Raw genomic sequence first — 21,319 nt, forward strand, 5'->3', positions numbered from 1 at the left:
TAACTAAAGGGATTGCAGGCTGTCGTAGGTTTGTTTTAAAGCGTCCACATCTTCACTTTTAAGCGAGCGTTCAGGGCATTTATAAACTTTAAGATTCTTCTTCATTTGCCCTAGATGAGCCGTTAAATCCTGTTCTATTTGAGCATAGTACTTTGCGATCTCTTTAAGATGATCTGACGTGATGGCTGAGGTCTCTTGTGTCCAAACAGGGACGCGATTGATGACCACACTTGTCAGGCGATAGCCCTGTTTTAGAATTTCACGGCTGAGTTTTTGTGCCTCTACTAGGCGAGAGCTATCCAAAGACGTCACCATGATAAATTCTGTGTCGGGTGACACCAATAGACGATGGCAATTCATAATATAAGACTCAAGAGGGCCTTGCCACTTTTGGATAGCTTGAAAGAATGCCGAAAGCTCTTTCATAAACTGAGAGCCAGTCATCATTTCAAGGGCTTTTATTACTTGAGTCGTTCCGACATTCATCAATTTTTTGAAAACTCCACGTGAGTCATTGTCAGCAGCTTTTCGAAACCAACTGGCAACGCCTTCATTAAACAGCGCCGAAATTTTTTCAGGGGCCTTTAAGAAGCTCCACGTGTGTTGCGAGGGAGGTGTATCTAAAATCACCAGATCATATTCTTTAGAGGAAACAAAGCGGTACAGGCTGATCAAAGAGGTGAACTCTTGTGAGCCACTCAATCTACCCGAGAGCTGTTGATAAAGGCGGTTTTGCAGAATCTTTTCCACACTTTCGTGGGCTTCGCCAGAGGCATTTTTTAAAAACCATTCGAAAGTTTTTTTGTGGTTGATCACACAAGACCACAGTTCACCTTTAGCTTTTGCAGGGAGTTTCACTTGCTCGATTTCACCATCCGTGCGTATTCCGAGCGCCTGTGCCAGCCTTTGCGAAGGGTCAATGGTCAAGACCAATATCTTTTTACCTTCGAAAGCAAGGCCTGTGGCCAAAGCCGCAGACATCGTGGTTTTTCCGACTCCACCAGAACCAATACAGATCAGAGTTTTTGTTTGCGGTCGTAATTGCATCATGTTGAAACCTCGATGTGTTCGGACAGTGCCTGTATTAGCACTTCTGAATTTAACTCAGGAATCAACGGAAGCTCTGTAAAACTGATCTTAGCTTTTTGCAGTTCTTTGCGAGCCCATGCTTCTTGCGTGATGATGTTTTCTAAAGTCTCTTGGGCCTCTGCGGAAAATTTAGAAAGCTCGCTTTCTGAAAGATTCCAAACTTTATTGAGGTACATACGCGCGTTCAGCCCAAATTCTTTTTTAAGCTGTTGATGTAGCTCAATGCTTTCGGTGATCGGCAGTTCTTCTGGCAAAGTGACAAGATGAATATGGGTGAACTCTGGGTTGTGTAAATACTTATCTATATTTTTAGATTGTTCACCCATCGGGCCGAAAGGAATAGCTTCGTTCATAGCGGACGGAGCTCGCAGTAGACTTAGAAAGTGCCCGCTGGCATGGGCATCCACTACAATTTCGTCATAGTTCATTGCCGGCCCATGTTGGCGAGGGGACGAGGTGAGTTTTCCTAAAATAGCTAGCTCTTGTAAACCCGGAGCCACTTGGATCAGACTTTTTGAAACAGGGTTTTCAAAAAAGAGTTTATACAGGCTTTCGATCTTCAGTAGGTGTAAGGCATATTCACGTAAAGTGTCTTCGGGACGCCATTGGCTGATGTCTAAATGGGGCTTTTTCCAAGGGCGGGGTTTGTAAGAAATTTCCGGTAAACTCAGGAAGTCTTTGTAGAAAGAATGCTCAGTTAGTTCTGTCAGCAGAACCGAGGTGTTTTTCTTGCTGAAATGATAAGCTAAAGCGGCAGAAAATAGTGATTTTCCGACCCCTCCTTTGCCTGTCACCAAATGCGCTCTTTTTACCATTGCCTTTGCCTAATTTTTCCTCTAATTTGCCTCTTTGTTAAAATAGCACGATAAGGAGAGACTGTGAAAGCTCAAATTCAAGTAACCGAAGGTCTACAAAGAAAACTTAATGTTGAAATCCCTGCCGAGGTGGTGGCGTCAGCATTTAACAAGGTTTATTCCGATATTCAAAGACAAGTTGAAATCAAAGGTTTCCGTAAAGGTAAAGCTCCGATCGCAACAATCAAAACTATGTACAAAGATCGCGTTCAAGGTGATGTGGCTCAGGATTTAATTTCGTCACACTACCCACAAGCTTTAAAAGAGCAAAACGTGGATCCAATCAACTACCCAGAATTTGAATTTGAAGATCCAGCAGAAAGCAAAGATTTTTCATTTACAGCTATCTTTGATATCCGCCCAGAAGTTCAGTTGAAAAAATGGGAAGGTTTAGAAGTAGAAAAAGAAAAGTTCGTTTTAGACCAAAAACGCGTAGATCAAGTTTTAGATAATGTTCGTAATTCAAAAGCATCTTTTGAAGATGTACTTGAGCAACGTGCAGCTGCGATGGGTGATATTGCCGTTATCGACTTCGATGGTTTTGTTGATGGTAAAGCTTTAGAAAACGGCGCTGGTCGTGATCAACAGTTAGAACTAGGTTCTAAACAGTTTATCGAAGGTTATGAAGAAGGTGTAGTGGGAATGAAAGTGGGCGAAACTCGCTCGATCAATTTAACTTTCCCGTCTCCGTATCATTCGGCTGAATTAGCTGGTAAACCAGTTGAGTTCAAAGTGACTTTAAAAGGTTTGAAAAAGAAAGTGGTTCCAGAAATCACTGACGAATTGTTAAAAGAAATCGGTTCAAACCAAACTAAAGCTGAATTCATCAAAACAATCGAAACAGACATTGAACAATCTGAAAAGAAACGCATCGAAGATGGTTTCAAAAATAGATTGTTGAAAAAATTAGTGGAAGCTAATCCAGTTGATGTTCCAGCATCATTGATGAAAGACCAAAAAGCAGCGTTGATTGAAGACTTCAAAAAACGTATGTCTGATCAAGGTATGCAACAAGCTGAATTCGAAAGCTACGTAGCTAAATGGGATTCTGATTTTGCTAAAACAGCAAACGAAATGATCCAATCTAGCTTCTTGATCGACAAATTAGCTGCGGATAACGATTTACTTTGCAAACGTGAAGACATCGAAGCGCGCTTCGACGAGTACGCAAAACAAACAGGAATCGAACTTGATCGTATCCGTGAGTGGTATTCTAAGCCAGAACAAATGAGCCGTCTGAGCTACATGATCACTGAAGAAAAAGTGGTTAAGTTCTTAACTGATAAAACTAAAGTTAAAGAAGTAGACGCTAAAGACCTAAAAGAAGACCAAAACTAATTGGTCTTCAGATCCTTGATGGTTTTCCAAGCCTGTAAATACGAGAAGGCTTGGAAGGCCTGATAGTCCGACTTAAATAATTTTTCTTTTTCAGTTAAGTCAGATTCTTTCTTCCCACCAATTTCTTGCCACCATGCCACAGCAGAACTGCCAGATGAACCACCAGACTGTTCATCCTGTTTTTCTTTTTCACCTTTTAAGTGACCACTGATATCACGTTCACGCGATACGGAGCCTGTACGAATAGATTTAGCGAAAAGTTCTGCATCCACATCTTGAATTTCAATATCCGGTGTGATGCCTTCTGATTGGATGGAAACACCGCTTGGGGTGTAATAGCGTGCAACTGTTAACTTCAAACCGCTGCCATCACTTAAGCGGATAGCCGACTGCACAGAGCCTTTGCCGAAACTGCGTTCACCCACCACCACAGCACGTTTGTTGTCCTGTAGTGCTCCGGCTACGATCTCACTGGCGCTGGCCGAGTAACCATTCATCAAAATTACGATAGGCACATCAGCAAACGGAGCATTCTTACTGGCACTGACCACTTCTTTATTTTTCGGATCACGTCCGATTGTGCTGACGATTACACCTTCGTTTAAGAATAAATCGCTGACTTTTACGGCCTGATCTAAAAGTCCACCCGGATTGCGTCGTAGATCCAATAAGATCCCTTGGATATTTTTGTTCTTCTTTTTGTAATCCGTTAGAGTTTTTTGTAAGTCACTTGAGGTATTTTCAATAAAGCTCGTGATCTTCACATACAAATAACCATGGCCTAAATCAGTTGATTTAACCGAGCGGATTTTCACGCGGCCGCGGGTGATCACGATATCCATCGGTTTGTCTAAATTATCACGCACGATAGACAAAGTGATCTTTTCACCATTCTTTCCTTTAAGTGCAGAAGAGGCCTCAACTAAGCTGTAGCCTTTAGTGGATTGACCATTGATCGCCACGATTTTATCGCCGGGTTTAATACCTGCATTCCATGCCGGAGTGTCTTCAATAGGAGAAATAATAGTTAATACGTTATTTTGAATTGAGATTTCAATACCGATCCCACCGAATTCACCAGCTGTTTCAGATTCAAAGTCTTTGTAGGCATCTGGTGGCATATAGCTTGTATGGGGATCAAGCTCACGTAACATTCCCTTGATGGCACCCGTGACTAATTTTTTAGTATCGACTTCATCAACGTAGTACTGTTGGATTAAAGCTAAAATACGGCTGAAGTTTTGAAGTTCAGCATAGCGATCTTCAGCCATTGTCCAAACTGGTTTTCCCCCAAGAAAGACAACGGCAACAAGAACAAATAAAAGAGTGTGACGAAGATATTTTTTGTTTGCGGGTTTTTTGTTCACGCGAGTCTCCATTAATTTTATTTTTTACGTTCAGTGAACCATCCACTCGGGTTGATCGGATTATCAAAATGCCTCAACTCGAAGTAGAACTCTGTGCGAGCGGCTTTGGCGATGGCTTCGCCCTGTGCTACGGAATCACCTACTGATTTTTTGATGTCGGCAACGGCCGAGTAAACCGAATAGTAGTTATCGTCATGCTGTACTATTAAAGTTTTGCCCCAGTGGGGAAGTACGTCACTAAAAATTACTTTTCCTAGACCGATTGCGCGCACAGCTTGATTGCGTGCGCTGTTATAAACAACTCCACGACTGAATGTATAATATAAATTTGTAGGATCACTGGTAGCACCATAGTCGACTTTCAGATATCCCTCTAAAGGTCGAGTCAATTTGCCTTTATGTAGAAGTAAAGATTCTGTCTTTGATCTTTGCAAAGATTCGATACGAATTTGTTCTAAAGTGAAAAATTCATCCTGCTGTTTTTGAAGTTGTTCTATACTGCTGCTGAACTGATCTTCTGTATCTTGCAAATTCTTTTTCGACATTTTCAAAATACTGAGTGTTCGATGGTACTCACTAAAAATTTTAGAATCATATTCGCTGAGCTTTTTTAAAATACGCAGATTACGTTCTACACGGTTAAAATCAGGATCGAGCAAAAACTCAGCCCATTCTGATCTTTGTAAGGACTGCGAAGCTCGAATGCGTTGGGAGATTAGAATTTTACGACGATTGAGTTTTTTTTCTATATCGGTAATACGAGATTTAAGCTCTTCAATTTCAATTGCAAGTTGAGCCTTGTTTTCAAGTGTTTGACTGATTTGGGATTCAATACCTTTTAAATAAATCACATCTTCTTCGGCAACAGACCATGCCGATACAGAAAACATCAAAATAGAAAAAGCTACGATCAAGTTATTCATTCGTTAGTTGATTGTGTCGATCTACCGATTTTTGTACGGTGAAATAGATATGAGCGAAAATAAATAAAAATAAGATCGCGGTTAAAGATGCAGATTCGGCAAAAGATAAGAAGCGTAGGCTATCAACTAAAAGAGGTGATAGATCTGATTTTGCCAGTTGGTCTTTACAAAAGATAAAAAGGCCTAAGCTCAAAATAAAGGCTGTAAATAGGCTGATGGAAATAAAAACAAAAATATCCTGTAGGAATTGACGATAGATAGTCCACCGTGTGGCCCCAAGTAAACTGTAGATTTCAATTTCTGACTTAGAATCTTCGATATAGATTTTAAGCATTAATGAAATTAAATAGCTGATGCTAAGTAGAATAACCACAAAAGAAAACAATCCAGACATTCTTAATATTTGATCTAAGCGGGCGAACTTTTTCATATTCGCTGCGCCGAAGTGAACCTCTTCGACCAGATGATTTTTTTGTATACTAAAACGAGGCTCTTGCATAACTGCTTTTCGAATGGCTTCAAAAGCTGCTTCACGATCATTTAAGGAAAGATCAGCATCTATGTCGACTTCGATACTTTCAGGAACAAGATCTAAAAGCTCATCATCCGCAAGCAGTCCTGCCGAGAAGTCCTTTAATGAACTTTGAAATGTTTTTGCCGCAGCGACGCGATCTATCACCTCAACTGATTTGACGTGAGGTTGGGATTTTAAAAAATCAGAAAGCTGACTTTTTTGTTCAGCACTGACGTGAGTTTGTAGGTACATCACCATTTTATTGGCCTGTTGCCATGCGGTCAGAACGCCTGTGAGGTTCTTATAGAAAAGTAGCCCAGAAATTAAAAGCAGCAAAGATAAGCTGATCACAAAAAACAGAGTGGCTTTCATCGTCGTCGTTTTCATAGTCGTAGCGGTCATAGAAGCACGTCTCCGACAAGTTGGCCTTTATCTAATTTCAACACACGACAACCACTGTGATTAATCAGGCGATAATCATGGGTGGCGATGATGAAGGTAGCCCCATTTTTTGAAAAATCAAAAAAGAGCTTCATAATCACGTTGCTCAAGTCAGGATCTAAATTGCCTGTGGGTTCATCGGCGATGACGATCATGGGATCGTGTACGAGGGCGCGCGCGATGGCCACACGCTGTTGTTCTCCGCCAGAAAGAAAGTCAGGGTATTGATGTTGTACACTTTCGAGTCCCACACGTTGTAAAAGATCTTGCACCTTTTTTTCGCGAGTGGCTTTATCAACACCTAGAATAATTAAGGGCAGCTCGACATTTTGAAAAACTGTTTTTGTTTTCAGAAGTTTGTAGTTCTGTAATACGAAGCCGATCTTACGGCGTAAAAAAGGAATCTGGCCGCGTTTCACTTGGGCAAGGTTGTGTCCCATCACACTGACCTCACCTGAACTGAGAGGTTCGTAGGCTGAAATGAGCTTAAAGAGGCTGGTCTTTCCGGCTCCGCTAGGACCGATCAGAAATACGAATTCGCCCTTTTGAATGCTGAAATTAATATCACGCAGACTGTGTCGGTCTGACCCATAGGTTTTGTACACATGCTTGAAGTCTATCACATGACTAGTGTGAAGTTTTTTTGTTCACTCGTGTAGGCTAGATTTGCATTAAATCAGGGACAATCCGCTACATTTGTTTGTAAGCCCAATCAATCACTGTCTGATGTAGCTGCATGAGGGCTTTTTTTCTTTGGGAGTCCGTTTGGTAATTGGTGATTTTTTCGTAAGCTAATTTAAAGGTTTTGTGGACGCGTCCATTCTTAAAAACACGGCTGATGAGCTGCCTCTTTTCAGGGCCCCAATCTTCAGTTTGCACATGCACCTGTGATCCATTGATGTACAGGTCAGTATTTTCACCAGCGACAGATTTCATGCCGCTAACTTACGTTAAGTCGGCAGATGCACAATTCTTACTGCGAAGCATTAGGACTAAAGAATTAAACCTTGAACCTGTCGGGATCTAACTGAATCATTTCATATGTTTACAAAGAAAGGATTGTTGATGAAGTTGCTAGCTCTATTGGTCTTAAGTATGGGAATAACAGTGGCTCAAGCTCAGGTGGCGCAGGTAGATGCTCCTGAAAAGGCACATAAATGGAAAGGTGAAACTGAGGCCAGCTCGGTAGTCGTGAGTGGTAATACCAGCACGGAAACATACGGTGCGAAAACAGCGAACGTGTACACTTTATCTGAAACAGATTTGGCGCGTATTTTCGGTAAGTACATGCGCAGCACTTCTGGTGGAACAGAACAAAACAACTCATGGGAAGCGGGTTTGCGCTACGAAAAAATCTTCACGAAAGATCTTTTCAGTGGTTTCGTACAACACAAAGCGGAACATGACCCCTACAATGGAATTTTCATTCAAAGAGACTCCAGCGATGTGGGTGTGAAATATATTTTCACTAAATCTGAGAACTTCGATTGGTTTGGTGAGCTCGGTTATCGTTATACAAAATTGTATGATGCTACAGGCGAAAGTTATATCAACTACGCACGTATCTATACCCAATCCGATTTTAAAGTGACGGCGACAACACAAGCTAAGTTGTGGTTTGAGTACTTACCTAATTTGAAAACATCAAATGCTGATCTTTACAACGCAGAGGCCTCTATTTCAGTTATGATTTCAGAGATGTTCTCGTTAAAAACAGCATATTTGGTGAACTACAATGAGTCCACTTTGTCGCCATTGAAAAAAATGTCGTCAACATGGACAACTGCACTAGTTGCAAAATACTAAAATTTAAAAAATTAAAAATAAGGAGAACAAAATGTTAGGAGAATTTAAAACATTTATTGCTAAAGGTAACGTACTAGATCTAGCAGTTGGTGTTATCATCGGTGGAGCTTTCGGTAAAATCGTAAACTCAATGGTAAACGATATCATCATGCCATTAATCGGTTTGTTATTACGTGGTGTGAACGTAGCGGGTCAGTTCATTGCTTTGGATGGCGAACAATACCCATCAATTGAAGCGGCAACAAAAGAAGGCGTCGGCGTATTGGCTTACGGAAGCTTTATTCAAAACACGATTGATTTCTTGATCATCGCTTTTGTGCTTTTCATCATTGTGAAGCAAGCTAATCGTGTAAAAGGAACTCCAGTAGAAGAAAAAAAATAGTCTTCTGATTTGAGATTCTGTTTAACAACAATAAAAAAGGCAGCACAAAGCTGCCTTTTTTATTTGTATCTAAATCAGAGATAAATTTAGAGTTCCGCCTCTATTGCGGGAATCTTATCTGAAAAGCAACCGCCCACCTGTTGTATTTGACTCCAGTAGCGGGTGACTTTGTAAGGATAAAGGCGATCACTCATGCCATCCGATCCTTTGCCATTGAGGATCAGCTCTTGTAAAACGCGTCCATCCGCATCCACTAAAGAGAAAGCCCCTGTATTACGAATTTGAAATGAAATGGCAGACGAAAGACGCTGCCGAGGCTTGCGTCCTAAGGAAGGTGTTTCTGTTAACAGAGACTGCTGTTGAAAGTTATAGGTTGTGACCGCAAAAGGTTCGGTAAAAATACATTTTAAACTTTGAAAGTCAGCGGTATTTCCAACAGGATTCATAAACATCAAAGATAAAAGGAGTTTTGTCATAGGGATCTATTGTCGGTGGTTCAGCACTAGGTCTTCAAGTCTAAGGTGCAGTTCCGCGTCGTCTTAAGACAGAGGTCGCGTCCAGAAAACTACAACTCGCAGGTTTTCCCTCAAAACGTCTCATTTTAAGTCGTAAAATAACTGTATACCAGAGACAAATTTGGTCTCTTTTTTGCTCGATGATAAGATGAAAAGGGGAGAGTGATATGAAAGTGATTTCAGTATCCAGCTTTTTTACATTTGTATGTTTTATATTAGTCAGTTTTCAAATTGAGACAGTGAAGGCTCAGACTGAAAGTCGCGCAGAGTGTCGTGTCAGAGCTACTCAGCGCTATACGACACAAGCACAAAATGACTGTAATAGACGAACGCCGCGCCCAAGCGGAGAGGCTCTACAAAGTTGCATAAACACAGCACTTGATCAGTATGTAAATGACGAATGTTCAGATATTAACTCTAATTCTGGGGACTGTCGCTCGCTACGTAATGCCTATGATACAGCGGTGAATAAAACGATTGAAGCTTGTTCCTATTTAAATGTAGGTTCTGTTCAACAATGTCAGCAAAAGGCTGCGGCTTGTGCTTCCGGCTCAACGAATGTGACGAATACTTTTCAAAATGAAAATAGTATCGGTAATTTAATGGTTTCCGTGATGCAAATGCGTATGGCTGCCAGTGGAAATCAAGCCGCAGACGCAAGTAGCTGCTTGTCTCTTGAAGATGATGAAAAAGCGGCGCGCGAAAAAGATCGTATTGACGAAAAGATTTCCCGCTTACGTCGTGAAATCACAGAAGATAAAGAAAAAGCCGGCAAAGCCGATAATGATCTAAACAAAAAACGTCGCGAAGTTGAAGAAAAAATGGCGAAGTTAGAAGAAGAGGCCAATAAAGCAAAAGTGCAACGTCAAACACGTACACAAGAGCAAGCGAATAACTTACAAAAGAAAATTTTAGATGCAGAAAAGAAGCGTCGCCAAAACTCGAATACCATTGCTGAAAAGCAAATTCAAATTGCGGACTTGTCATTTGGTCACCAAGAGATCAACTTGCAATTTGATCCATCGCGTGTGCAGACAGCCTGTGACGAGCGCATTAACAAATTGAAAACTGAAAAAATGACCACAACTGATAAAAATGGGAATAAGACCACAAGAACTCTGACAAATGCGCAGGCCGCTCAGATGAAAAAATATCTTCAAGAAGAGCAATCGAACTGTATTAAAGAGAAAGCCTTAGAGCAGCAAGCGAAAGTAAAAGGTTTAGTGAATGCTAAACGCAAGCTTGAAATGGAGATTGACGAGCTGAATGCTTCGAATGCAGATGAGGCGAAAGCAATTGAAAGTGAAACAAAGAATCTTCAAGCTCTGCAAGGAATTGCGGATGGTGAAGAAGCTAAAGAGCTAGAAATTAAGCTATCAAAATTGAACTCTTTAAATCTTTCAGTAACGGATATGGAACAGTATGTGGTTAGCCAGAAAGAGACGATCGACGAGCGCATTAAAAATCGCGAAAACGAAATCAATGAACTGACGCTTCAGAAAAACAATGTGCGTGCTCGTTACAGCCGTGTTTCTTCAACAGTTGAGGGAAGTGCCATCGCCGCTAGAAATTTTGTTGGTCAGTGTTGTGCCAGTCCATTGAGTTCCTCACGTAGAACAACGACAAGTAGCCGATCTAGCAGCTCAAACTCAAATTATGCTACGGCACAAGTTCCTGGTATGGAAGCAAGTTGCAGTCGAATCACGACAGATTACGATGTGCGCTCTAATTCGGGTGGTTCGATGAATCGTGGAAGTACGGGCACAGGCCGCTAATCCAATAAACGAAACTTAAAGTTCGAACACAAAAAAAGACCGCATCCTAAAAGGAGCGGTCTTTTTATTTTAAAATTTAAAATTTACAAATATCAGGAGTCAGAAGATAAGGGGAACAACTATCCGGTAGGAAGTAGATCCATCAAGCATTCGCGCCAGTATTCAGGGGAATCTGTGCTGTAGTCCACAGCGACTAAGTAACCCTCTTTACCAATAAACTTAACACGGGCCACCTGTCCTGAAATCTCTAAATCCATTTCGTGAATATTAAAGAAAACATTTTTCCCGATTAGTTGATCAATACTCAAATTACTGCGCAATTCTTTTGAAACAAAGTCATCACGTTTAAAATGTAAAAGTATACCGGATGCGGATGCTTCGACAATTTTTCCGTACTTGGCTAATTTCTGTAAGCTATCGGCAGAAGAAAAATTATCAAGGGTAAGTTGAGCCAAGTCCTTATTCATCGACTTGCGTGGCGCTGCTCTATATTTACGTTGTGCACTCATTTTTAGGCTCCTTTAAAACAAACTTTACTCTTTGGATCAGAGCCTTCGCTGAGCGAGGACAAGATCCGCATACTTAACTCATCGGATGACCTAGACCAAAGTTTATAATCTAAAATGATAAATTGAGCGAAATTTAGCTGAAATCGAATTTAAAAGTGAATCAGCGGAAGTACAAACTGTAGAGGGCCTCTTCATGTGAAAAAATAAACCCCTGATTTAGACAAAAGTCTAAAGTCTTCGCGGATTTCAGCCGAAACCCAAAAATCTGATTCTCATAATGAGAACTCCACTGCGTACAGGTTAAATCCGAAACCAAAAGAGGTATTGCCGTCGCATCTAAAAAAGATTTTAAGCCGGCCTCTTTGGCAACCCAGAGGTGCTCAGGATGGTCCGTGGCTTCAGCGAATTCTTCCGAAGTGCAAACGCGCTTCAGTACATCCACTGAAATTCGACGTACTTCTTCCACATCAAATCCGTGGGGTTTTTCTGAGTAACTGAATCCACCTACGCGGCGGCAGTGGGAAATCGAAAAAAAACCACGGCTGGCCTGTGGAATCCAATTCAAGTCAGCAAGTAGAGCTAATTGCTCCCGCGAAAAATGCACAGAAAACTTCGAAGCTAAAAATCCGCGAATCTCGCTGCGGTAATTCGGGTTTGCGGAACTCCACTCGGGATTCAGTACAAGGCGCATCTTGGGATCGATAGACTGTTGAATAAATAAAATTTTAGATTGAAGCGAGGCGGGATTAGAAGTTGCCGCGTTATCAACAGCCATCGTTAGCCCTTGAACTCATCTGGCCATGTGACAGGTTGACCCGAGGTGATCTTCATCATGCGATCCAACGACACGGAAGCTTTCAGGCGTAGGTCTTCAGGTAAAGTCACTTCCGGTTGAAATGTTTCCAGCGCACGTTTGATCTTTTCCAACGTATTTAACTTCATAAAAGGGCAGTCATTGCACATACAGTTTTCATCAACAACCGGAGCTTGAATCAACTCCACATCAGGGCGAGATTTACGCATTTGATGAAAAATTCCTGTCTCTGTTGCCACGATAAATTTCTTCGCCGAATTGTTAGTGACTTCATCGAGTAGTTTAGAAGTAGAACCAATCACCGAAGCGTATTTTAAAATTTCGTCGTCACACTCAGGATGGGCAATCACGACCGCATCAGGATGTTCTTCGATAAGCTTAGCTAAGCGCTGGGCATTGAACAGGATATGAACCTGACAGGCCCCCGGCCATAGAATGAATTCACGTCCGAGCTTTTTACTCAGCCATTTACCCAAGTGCTGATCGGGGCCAAATAAAATTCTACGATCTTTGGGAATGCTTTCAATGATCTGCGCGGCATTGCTTGAGGTGATGATCACATCTGAAATGGATTTCACTTCAGCGCTGGAATTAATGTAAGTCGCGCAAAGAGCATCGGGATATTTTAAACGCCATTCACGGTACTTTTCAAACGGAGCCCCTTCGACAAGCGAGCAACCTGCGCCAAGATCAGGAACCAGCACTGTTTTTTCAGGATTTAAAATTTTCACGCTTTCGGCCATAAAGACAACGCCTGCCAGAAGAATATTCTTCTGAGGCACCTGTTGGCCGATTTTAGCTAAGAAAAAACTATCACCCACGTGATCGGCCACATCTTGGATTTCGCCGTCTTCGTAGTAGTGGGCCAATAGGGCCACATCTTTTTCGGTTTTGAGCTTTTTAATGTCTGCCATTAACGCGGCAGCGTTGGCTGTCGACATTAAACCGCCGTTCCGCCTTTTAAGATTTGAATAATGTTTTTAGATACCAATTTAAAGCTTTCCAATACGCCCTTACCTTCAAAAGCCGAAGCTTCGACTTCTTGTGCATTGTAATGATTTAAATGTTGGCGCAATTCCTTAATTGGCAAGGCGTTGGGAAGATCTCTTTTGTTGTATTGGATAACTAAAGGCACTTCGCGGATGTTATAACCCTGTTGTTCAAGGTTCTTTTCGAGGTTTTTCATCGAAGCGATGTTTTCCTCTAGGCGGTCAGCCTGCGAGTCGGCAACAAAGATGACTCCATCGAGGCCTTTTAAAATCAGTTTACGGGAAGCATCGTAGATCACCTGACCGGGAACTGTGTACAAATGAAAGCGAGTTTGAAAACCGCGAATTTCACCGACTTCCAAAGGCAGAAAATCGAAAAATAAAGTTCTTTCGATTTCTGTATTCAACGCCACCAGCTTGGATTTTTGATCCTGTGCGAGCGATTGGTAAACCCACTGAATGTTCGTCGTTTTGCCACCTAATGAAGGGCCATAGTAGACGATCTTGCAGTGAATTTCTTTGGCGTTGTGATTAATAAAAGACATTTATCTGTAATCCTTATAGCTCGATACGATTTTCGAGTGCGCGTCCCATGGTGCGGTCGTCGATAAAGTCGATATCAGAACCCATTGGAATACCATGAGCAATACGTGAAAGCTTCACGCCTTTACCCTGTAGAACTTTAGTTAAGTATAAAGCCGTGGTGTCGCCCTCTAAGTCCGCATCAAAAGCGAAGATGACCTCTTTGATCGTAGGACGAGTTCCTGCGATGCCCTCTTCAATTTTATTTAGAAGCTCTTGAACTTTTAAATCTTTTGCCGTGATTCCCTCTAGCGGAGAGATCACTCCGTGCAGAACATGGTAGCGCCCACGAAAAGCACCTGAAGATTCAATACGAGAAATATCCGAAGGCTCTTCAACTAGACACAAAATATCACTGTGACGATGACTGTCTTCACAGTACTTGCAAACAGTGCGATCCGTGTAGTTGAAACAATCTGTGCACGTGTGGACTTCGGCCTGTACACGCATCAGAGCTTCGCTCAATTGCGTAGGATAGGAATCCTTAGACTTCAGAACGTAGTAAGCCAAACGCTGAGCGGTCTTAGGACCAATCCCAGGCAGGCGGCTTAACTCGTGCACTAATTTTTCTAAAGCAGGTATGTGTAACAAACTAGAATCCTGGTAAGCTCATGCCGCCAGTGATTTTAGACATCTCTTGGCTTGAAGTGTCTTTCGCTGTTTTTAAAGCGTCGTTCAAAGCCGAGATCACCATGTCTTGTAACATTTCCGCGTCACCAGCTTTTAGAACTTCAGGATCGATTGTTAAAGATAAAATTTTGTTTTCTCCGTTAACAGTAGCTTTAACAGCTCCGCCACCGGAAGTGCCGTTGAATTCACGAGTGGCTAATTCTTCTTGCAGCTTTTTCATTTTCATCTGCATTTGATTGGCTTGCTTCATTAAACCAGCCATTCCGCCCATCATACCTTTCATGTGAAACTCCTTTTAGATCAGAGTCAGTGATGACCCTTTTTGACAATTTTAATTTCGCTTTTAAAAACTTCTTTTGCTTTCTGCACGCGCGGGTCACTTTGCAAGCGAGCTAGAAGTTCTTCTTCTGCTTGCGCTAGCTTCTTCGTTGCCAGTGTATGAGCACTGTCAGCGGTTGTGTTCGCACTGCTTTTCAGCACTTCGAAAGTGTAACCCTGCCCCAGAGCTGAATCAATAAATCCTTGAAGCTTTTGCTGCATCTCACTGGATTGCATCTGAGTGGCTAAAAAAGGTAAATTTTGCGGAGCTTGTAAGGTGATTTTAAGTTGCTTACAACCAAGGAATAAAAGATTTTCAATTTTTGCCGCAAAAAAAGCATCCTGAGATTTTATGTTTTGTACCAGTTCCAGCCAGGTTTCCGCTGTTAAATCCTGAGGCGGAGCTTTCACTGCTGGTTGCACAGGTTTTGCGGTGGTTGGCGCTGCAACGGAATTTGGAGTAGATGCAGCGGGCTTTGTTGGCTGAGGAGCCGCAACCTCAGAGGGCTTTGGGCGATTCGCTCCCGCGGACGGGGCTTGGCCGAGTAATGTCTGCAGGTCCATAATACGAGGGGCTTGCGACATACGTAAAAGTGCCATCTCGAATACGATCTGTTGATCAGAGGCGCGGTTTAAATCCTGCGAAGCCTTGATCACCATATCAAAAAGTAAATGTAAATCAGAGTCGCTGATCGGCTGAACTTTTCCGATCAGAAGTTGAATCTCATCTTCAGGCAGATCAATTAAATCAGTGGCATTCGCATCCGCTTTTAACAACAAACTGTGACGTAAAAGCTTAGCCAAATCTTCAAAGAACAAACTTGGATTTTGTCCAGAGGTGCTGAGCTTTTCCAACGAGTCCACCAACTCGCGCGGTTGGCGATGCAAAAGATGATCAAAAACTTCGTAGACCAATGTGCGCGAGGTGAGGCCCAGCACAGTGCCAACTTCTGATTCAGTCAGCTGACCATTAGTGAAGCTGATCACCTGATCCAACAGACTTAAGCTGTCACGCATAGAACCATCACCTTGTTTGGCAATCAGCCACAGGGCCGCCGCATCAGCTTGGATATTTTCTAATTCGCAAATCTTTTTTAGATATTCAGCAATTTGTTTTAAAGGAATACGACGGAAATCGAAGCGCTGACAACGAGACAAAATCGTCTGTGGAATCTTGTGCACTTCTGTTGTCGCTAAAATAAAAATCACGTGTGCAGGCGGCTCTTCTAATGTTTTAAGTAAAGCATTGAAAGCGCTGGTAGAAAGCATGTGCACTTCATCTATAATGAAGACTTTGTATTTTCCTGAAGACGGAGCAAACATCACGTTATCGCGTAAATCACGGATAGCATCGACACCATTGTTGGAAGCTCCGTCGATTTCGATAACGTCAACGGCGCGGCCAGCTGAAATCTCTTGGCAGCTTTGACATGTGTTACATGGAGTAAAATTCTGTGGATTTGTACAGCGCAAGATCTTAGCTAAGATGCGCGCTGAAGATGTCTTACCTGTTCCACGCAAGCCTGTAAAAAGCAAAGCATGTGGCAGGCGATTGTGTTTTAAGGCATTGCTGATGGTTTGCGTGATATGATTTTGTCCGACCATTTGGTCGAAGGATTGCGGGCGATATTTTCTGGCAATCACTTGATAAGACAAAGTTCACATCTCCTTAATAAAGAACAAAATAAGCGGCTGGGCACCCCATATCGCAAAGCCTACTAAACGCCGTTGCTTCCTTCCGGACCTAGCGGATTCAATAGCAAGTCAATCGTATGGACCCAGCCATCTTTGGGTTTAAACGATAGGGGGCTATGAATCAATAGTTATGGGAGGTAGGCCGTACCTTTTCCGGCAATATATCACCGGATAAGGTACGGCCTACCTAAAAAGTGGGCGCAAAGAGTTCCTAGTATCAAAAAAATAGACGGTGTTTTTTAAGCATAAATAAACAAAATCGGTAAAAGTGGGGTATGAATTTTATTCAGGTCGTATATATTGCATCTGGGACGTTTTTTGACCATTGGCCCTTTTTTTGGATATAAATCCGACGAAGGAGACTTTCTTATGAAAAACCCATTATCTAAGGCCCTACTATGTGGTGTGCTGGCATCCACTTTTGTACTTTTAAACTGTCAAAAGCCGCCTGATCGCGGAGTCAAAGCCGAGATCACACCGAACGCAAAAACTTCCGGCGGACCGGCAGCTGTTGTAGCTGACTGTAGCCAAGAGGCCTTAACGGCTATCTCTTCACGTGGCGAGATCTTAACTCAGATCAACGTGTTAGTAGAAGATAGCAAAAAAGAGGGTGGGTTAGATCAAGCCCAAAAACAACAATTACAAAACTTAGTTACAGAATTGAATACTGCGACAGAAGCTGCTCGCGCCGCTATTCAAACACTAAAAGTAGGTAATGAATCAGCGAATGCTTGTAGTGAAAAAGATGCGGCTGATCCTACGAAAGAAAAAGCAAAACACGTGATCGTGTCGATGCTAGAGCAAAATCGCCGCGTGGCCAGTGTGGTTCAAGGAATCACAGGTCAATCGAATGTGATTTTAGATGCGGGTTCAACTGAAGGTGGAGCTCCTCAATTAGAAATGATCCAGAACGACACGGCATTAAGAACAAATGCAGTGGTATTAGCTGATGGCGCGGAAATGACTATCGCTAAAGAAGATTTAGCAACAGTTTTGAAAGACTCAGCTTCAAAAGATGGTGAATCTTTCATCGTGAATGCAGCTTTGCAAAGAACAGCGGCTCAGTATCAAGCGGCGGTAGCTGATAAAAACATCACAGCTTGTAAAGCGACTGTAGCAGCGGCGAACGCAGCAGTAGATACAACTTTAAAAGTGATGAATATCGAAGATTTAAAACAAGAAGGCGAACGTTCAGTTTTGAATGTTAACTTACAAGTTGGTGAAGAAGGTTTAGCAACTTTATCTTGTGTGATTGCAGATGCAGCGAAAGCGAATGCAGCACAAGAAGTGGTTCGCACTTTAGGTGACCTTGTTGAAAAGAAAGAAGCAGCAGCGACGTCTCCGGAAGCTGACGAAGCGGCTAACAACACGGCTGGTGGAAACGCAGACGCGGGTTCTGCTGGAGCTGGCTCTGGCGAACAACAAGGTTCGTAGTTCTTAAGTCGTTCTTAAATCGAAACTAAATAGATTAATGGGAAAAAGGTGTTACGCAAGTAGCGCCTTTTTTTATTTGAGCTTTTCTAAACTTTCAGTTTCTTCGGCCCAGTAAAGATAACTTCCATATTCAGGAAATAGGCGTGGGAAGCTTGGGTCGCTCCAGCGGTTCATAATCCACATGGCGTAGGTGATGATGCGGTAACCGCGCAGAAGTGGAATCAGGCTGAGCTGTTCATAGGGGAATTCGCGTAATTCGGAATAGCTGTCGATCAACCCTTGGAATTCGGGGCTGTCGATTTCTGTGCTGGGCATCAGCATCCAGAAATCCTGTACGGCAGGGCCATTGATCATATCGTCGAAATCCACCACGACAAAGTCTCCGGTAGAGTCTTCTAGGATGTTGCCTCGATGCAAATCTCCATGCAGGCGAATGAAATCCTGATCAGACAGTTGAGCTAAGCGCTCGTCTAATTCTTCAAAAATACGCACCGCTGCGGCCTCGTAGCGTCCCACCACTTCAGGAGCAACTCGTGATAACAACTGATCTAGCTGATCCCACTTGCCGTCATTGCTGGGGCCGATAAAACTACGATGTTCGGCGATTTTCTGACTGCCCACGTTGTGCAGTCGTGCCAGCCAGCGCCCGAGTTTTTTGAAATGACTCGGGGTGAGTTCTTGCACCATTCGTCCTCTGACTTTTTCGAAGAAGCTGTAATAAATGCCATCGACCATATCCACAGACGAGTTGTTCTTTAACGTGTAGGTGCTGGCAACTTCGATCCCTTCGGATTTCAGCTCTTGAATAAAGCGATGTTCATCTAAGATGGTTTCGCGGCTCCAGCGATTGGGTCGGTAGTACTTCGCTATAATAGAGTTATTTATAACGGAGTTGTGACTGATAGAGTTGCTGCTAGCTGAATTCTTATTGAGGGACATTTCATTTTCTAATTTGATATCGAAAACGCGATTTTCGTACGAGTTTAGCTGAATCAATTCGCCAGTGACGAAGAAGTTGTTCTGCTCGGCAGTGGCCAAAATCAGATTGGGATCAAGTTGATAGAAGTTCTGTGAATCTGTTTGCACACAGACAACCTAACTGAAAGATCGTTTTATGTCAGCTCACGCCGTTGTAATCTCTACAGCCCGCCAGACATTTTGCGGCTGAGGCCAGCTTGGCTCTGGTTTTTTAGGCACACCTGTTGCTTTAAGCACAAGAACGAATTGCATGATTTTAAAATTTTTGAACGTACTTTGAAATTAAAAAACCAATTTGAACGGGGGAGTAGTCAAATGCAGAATTTCTTAAAAGTTTTTTTAGCAGTTATATCAGTAGGTTGTATGGCCAGTGCTCAATCTTTAGCGCTTTATCACGGTGACATGCAAACCTCTGATCGCGGCCGTGGTGGCCCCGGTCACGGTGGACATGGCGGACACGGTGGAGGTCATGGTGGCCCTAGGCCTGGACATGGCGGCGGTCATGGACCTGGTCCCGGCGTGCGCCCACCCACTCCTCCTCGCCCTCCGGTAGCGCCACGTCCTCCGACACCACCTCGTCCCCCTGTGGCTCCGCGTCCGCCAGTAGCACCGCGCCCACCGGCTCCACCTCCACATTATCCACCGAGCTATCCACCTTCTTATCCGCCACCATCATATTATGGTGAGCAAGTGAACATCAGCTTGTACCGCACAGTTGTGGGTAATGCCCGTGTTGATATCACTCCGTACATTGATATGTACCGCTATCGTGGTCGCACAGTTGAGCGTGTGATTGTGCGTGGATCTAGTCGTTACAATCCATACAACTCGTACAGCATGGCTTTAGTGAACCTTATGGTGAATTCAACTGACTTCGGACAGTTGCGCTTCACAGGAGCTTACTCGCAAGAGCAGAGCTTCTACCTTCCGGCACAGGTAGTGCTGGGTTACAATGCTCAAAACTTAAATATATTTGTGGCAGGTGACTTTAATTTAGAACAAGTGACGCTGGTTCTGCGTTAATCTTCGGCGCTGACCGCGGCTACTACTTGTGGTCGCCTGAATTTTGTTGTCAAAGCTTCGGCCTCATGCAGACAATGGCATGAGGCCTTTTTATTGGAGGGCATGTGCAAAATACAGAAACGCAGTTAAATCAAAAGCTAGAAAATTCAAACACTTCGAGTGCATTGCCGACTTTGTCAGAGTATATGGATTACCGCCTGTATCTGGCGGATTTCTATCGTGCAAAGAAGAATATGACCCGCACTTCTGTGCGTCCTTACTCGTATGCGATTTTTTCTGCAGCGGCGGATATTAAGTCTCCGAACTATTTGAAAATGATCATCGAAGGAAAGCGCAATCTGTCGTTAGACATGGTGGCGAAGTTCGCAAAAGCGTGTTCGTTGAATAAAGCTCAAAGTGATGAATTAAAACTTTTAGTGATGTTCAATCAAGCGGAAGATCCTGCTGATCGCAACTATGCTTTGAAGCAGTTATCTGAATTCCGTGTTGAGCAAAAATTGAAACTGGGTCAGTTAGATCGCCGTGTATTTGAAAAAGTACCGAACTGGATCGGCTGGATTATTTACGCCATGGTTGATCAAGAGGGCGTGAGTTTTGAAACGTCTCAATTGAAAGAACTTTTACGCGGTAAAGCTTCTGATAGCGAGATCAACGATGCTTTGGAAAATCTGTTGAAATCTGGCGAGCTGGTACGTGATGGCGCTGGAAAAATCAGTAAAGGCAAACCAAGTGAAGCTCCAGAAGAAATTCCTGCGGCGTTGGTGCGTAAGTTACAAATGCAGTTGATGTACTTGGGTTTAGAGTCTTTGTATCAAGATAGTGCCACTGAGCGCGAGTTCGGTTCGTTGACATTATCCCTGACCGCAAAAGAGTTCGAAGATATTAAGTTTAAATTGCGACAAATGCGCAAAGCCTTGCATAAAGATAATTCGATTGCGCGTATGTCTTCAAAAGGTGAACGCGTGTATCAGTTGAACCTTCAATTGTTCCCTGTGAGCAACGCGTCTAAAAAGCCCAACTGAGTCCTTCAGTTGGGACTCTTTCAGAGTCTTTGTTTGAGTCCTTTATTTCGTCCTGCCTAAAAAAATGTCGTGATCATTTCACAAAACCACAAAAGTGAAATTCTAAAAAAAGTATACTTTTGACACTGGAAAACTCGGTGAGTTGTGGAAAACTCTGTGGGTTTGGTTGATAACTCCCTCTGAAAACAGTAAATTTTGTTGAGTAGAGGCCTTTTAAGCAGTGTCATGATATGTCGCGTCTATAGTTACAATTCATCTGACACCAGTGAAAATTTCTTCATAAAAATTCAAAAAAGTGAAATTGTCTGAAGTTTTTAGAGC

The 21,319-nt window shown here is 42.8% G+C and carries 23 protein-coding genes; 7 read left to right on the forward strand and 16 right to left on the reverse strand.

What is annotated here, in order from left to right; translation table 11 throughout:
* Positions 1 to 3 precede the first annotated feature (3 nt).
* Entirely contained in the window at positions 4 to 1,050 is a 1,047-nt protein-coding gene (locus A11Q_RS00915; protein WP_015468894.1) for an ArsA family ATPase, read from the reverse strand.
* Positions 1,047 to 1,904, reverse strand: a complete 858-nt coding sequence (locus A11Q_RS00920) for an ArsA family ATPase (RefSeq protein WP_015468895.1) — start codon at positions 1,902 to 1,904, stop codon at positions 1,047 to 1,049. Before A11Q_RS00920 ends, A11Q_RS00915 begins: the two co-directional genes overlap by 4 nt.
* A 63-nt stretch (positions 1,905 to 1,967) precedes the next feature.
* Here A11Q_RS00920 and tig point away from each other — a divergent pair, with 63 nt between their 5' ends.
* Positions 1,968 to 3,281: a trigger factor gene (tig, locus tag A11Q_RS00925; RefSeq protein WP_015468896.1), complete on the forward strand. Its 1,314-nt coding sequence runs from the start codon at positions 1,968 to 1,970 to the stop codon at positions 3,279 to 3,281.
* Here tig and A11Q_RS00930 read toward each other — a convergent pair.
* The 5 genes from A11Q_RS00930 to A11Q_RS00950 all read right to left on the reverse strand — a co-directional run bounded on the left by A11Q_RS00930 (position 3,278) and on the right by A11Q_RS00950 (position 7,462).
* Entirely contained in the window at positions 3,278 to 4,648 is a 1,371-nt protein-coding gene (locus A11Q_RS00930) for a S41 family peptidase (RefSeq protein ID WP_015468897.1), read from the reverse strand. The two genes, tig and A11Q_RS00930, sit on opposite strands and share 4 nt — an antisense overlap.
* A gap of 17 nt (positions 4,649 to 4,665) precedes the next feature.
* Positions 4,666 to 5,571, reverse strand: coding sequence for a murein hydrolase activator EnvC family protein (locus A11Q_RS00935; RefSeq protein WP_015468898.1), 906 nt, complete (start codon positions 5,569 to 5,571; stop codon positions 4,666 to 4,668).
* Positions 5,564 to 6,487 (reverse strand): cell division protein FtsX, encoded by a 924-nt coding sequence (locus A11Q_RS00940; protein WP_015468899.1) that lies wholly within the window; start codon positions 6,485 to 6,487, stop codon positions 5,564 to 5,566. Before A11Q_RS00940 ends, A11Q_RS00935 begins: the two co-directional genes overlap by 8 nt.
* Entirely contained in the window at positions 6,484 to 7,149 is a 666-nt protein-coding gene (ftsE, locus tag A11Q_RS00945; protein ID WP_015468900.1) for a cell division ATP-binding protein FtsE, read from the reverse strand. Before ftsE ends, A11Q_RS00940 begins: the two co-directional genes overlap by 4 nt.
* A 67-nt stretch (positions 7,150 to 7,216) precedes the next feature.
* Complete coding sequence (locus A11Q_RS00950) at positions 7,217 to 7,462, reverse strand: hypothetical protein (protein WP_015468901.1); 246 nt, start codon at positions 7,460 to 7,462, stop codon at positions 7,217 to 7,219.
* A gap of 129 nt (positions 7,463 to 7,591) precedes the next feature.
* Here A11Q_RS00950 and A11Q_RS00955 point away from each other — a divergent pair, with 129 nt between their 5' ends.
* Positions 7,592 to 8,332 (forward strand): DUF481 domain-containing protein, encoded by a 741-nt coding sequence (locus A11Q_RS00955; protein ID WP_015468902.1) that lies wholly within the window; start codon positions 7,592 to 7,594, stop codon positions 8,330 to 8,332.
* A gap of 31 nt (positions 8,333 to 8,363) precedes the next feature.
* Entirely contained in the window at positions 8,364 to 8,714 is a 351-nt protein-coding gene (mscL, locus tag A11Q_RS00960; RefSeq protein ID WP_015468903.1) for a large conductance mechanosensitive channel protein MscL, read from the forward strand.
* 86 nt (positions 8,715 to 8,800) lie between these two features.
* On the opposite strand, the gene A11Q_RS00965 is transcribed toward mscL, so the two are convergent.
* Positions 8,801 to 9,190 (reverse strand): hypothetical protein, encoded by a 390-nt coding sequence (locus A11Q_RS00965; protein WP_015468904.1) that lies wholly within the window; start codon positions 9,188 to 9,190, stop codon positions 8,801 to 8,803.
* A gap of 206 nt (positions 9,191 to 9,396) precedes the next feature.
* Here A11Q_RS00965 and A11Q_RS00970 point away from each other — a divergent pair, with 206 nt between their 5' ends.
* On the forward strand, positions 9,397 to 11,004 hold the full coding sequence (locus tag A11Q_RS00970) for a coiled-coil domain-containing protein (RefSeq protein WP_015468905.1): 1,608 nt from the start codon (positions 9,397 to 9,399) through the stop codon (positions 11,002 to 11,004).
* Between the two features lie 119 nt (positions 11,005 to 11,123).
* On the opposite strand, the gene A11Q_RS00975 is transcribed toward A11Q_RS00970, so the two are convergent.
* The 7 genes from A11Q_RS00975 to dnaX form a co-directional block, all read right to left on the reverse strand.
* Complete coding sequence (locus A11Q_RS00975; RefSeq protein ID WP_015468906.1) at positions 11,124 to 11,513, reverse strand: hypothetical protein; 390 nt, start codon at positions 11,511 to 11,513, stop codon at positions 11,124 to 11,126.
* A 160-nt stretch (positions 11,514 to 11,673) separates the two neighbouring features.
* The gene (locus tag A11Q_RS00980) at positions 11,674 to 12,288 is read right to left on the reverse strand and encodes a 4'-phosphopantetheinyl transferase family protein (RefSeq protein ID WP_015468907.1); all 615 of its coding nucleotides are present in this window, start codon (positions 12,286 to 12,288) and stop codon (positions 11,674 to 11,676) included.
* A 2-nt stretch (positions 12,289 to 12,290) separates the two neighbouring features.
* Positions 12,291 to 13,268: a quinolinate synthase NadA gene (gene nadA / locus A11Q_RS00985; protein WP_015468908.1), complete on the reverse strand. Its 978-nt coding sequence runs from the start codon at positions 13,266 to 13,268 to the stop codon at positions 12,291 to 12,293.
* Complete coding sequence (locus A11Q_RS00990) at positions 13,268 to 13,861, reverse strand: GTP-binding protein (protein WP_015468909.1); 594 nt, start codon at positions 13,859 to 13,861, stop codon at positions 13,268 to 13,270. Before A11Q_RS00990 ends, nadA begins: the two co-directional genes overlap by 1 nt.
* A 13-nt stretch (positions 13,862 to 13,874) precedes the next feature.
* A complete protein-coding gene (recR, locus tag A11Q_RS00995) occupies positions 13,875 to 14,489 on the reverse strand; it encodes a recombination mediator RecR (protein WP_015468910.1) in 615 nt (204 codons plus the stop codon).
* A 1-nt stretch (position 14,490) separates the two neighbouring features.
* Complete coding sequence (locus A11Q_RS01000; protein ID WP_015468911.1) at positions 14,491 to 14,811, reverse strand: YbaB/EbfC family nucleoid-associated protein; 321 nt, start codon at positions 14,809 to 14,811, stop codon at positions 14,491 to 14,493.
* Between the two features lie 23 nt (positions 14,812 to 14,834).
* Complete coding sequence (gene dnaX, locus A11Q_RS01005; protein ID WP_015468912.1) at positions 14,835 to 16,502, reverse strand: DNA polymerase III subunit gamma/tau; 1,668 nt, start codon at positions 16,500 to 16,502, stop codon at positions 14,835 to 14,837.
* Between the two features lie 408 nt (positions 16,503 to 16,910).
* Between dnaX and A11Q_RS01010 the strand changes: the two genes are divergently transcribed.
* The gene (locus A11Q_RS01010; RefSeq protein WP_015468913.1) at positions 16,911 to 17,975 is read left to right on the forward strand and encodes a hypothetical protein; all 1,065 of its coding nucleotides are present in this window, start codon (positions 16,911 to 16,913) and stop codon (positions 17,973 to 17,975) included.
* A 72-nt stretch (positions 17,976 to 18,047) separates the two neighbouring features.
* Here A11Q_RS01010 and A11Q_RS01015 read toward each other — a convergent pair whose 3' ends face one another.
* Positions 18,048 to 19,061 (reverse strand): serine/threonine protein kinase, encoded by a 1,014-nt coding sequence (locus A11Q_RS01015; RefSeq protein ID WP_015468914.1) that lies wholly within the window; start codon positions 19,059 to 19,061, stop codon positions 18,048 to 18,050.
* 207 nt (positions 19,062 to 19,268) lie between these two features.
* Between A11Q_RS01015 and A11Q_RS01020 the strand changes: the two genes are divergently transcribed.
* Together A11Q_RS01020 and A11Q_RS01025 are read left to right on the forward strand one after the other, a co-directional pair.
* Positions 19,269 to 19,976: a hypothetical protein gene (locus A11Q_RS01020; protein WP_015468915.1), complete on the forward strand. Its 708-nt coding sequence runs from the start codon at positions 19,269 to 19,271 to the stop codon at positions 19,974 to 19,976.
* Between the two features lie 104 nt (positions 19,977 to 20,080).
* Entirely contained in the window at positions 20,081 to 20,998 is a 918-nt protein-coding gene (locus A11Q_RS01025) for a TIGR02147 family protein (protein ID WP_015468916.1), read from the forward strand.
* Positions 20,999 to 21,319: the final 321 nt, after the last annotated feature.

The sequence above is a fragment of the Pseudobdellovibrio exovorus JSS genome (assembly GCF_000348725.1).
In the GTDB taxonomy this organism is placed as follows: domain Bacteria; phylum Bdellovibrionota; class Bdellovibrionia; order Bdellovibrionales; family Bdellovibrionaceae; genus Pseudobdellovibrio; species Pseudobdellovibrio exovorus.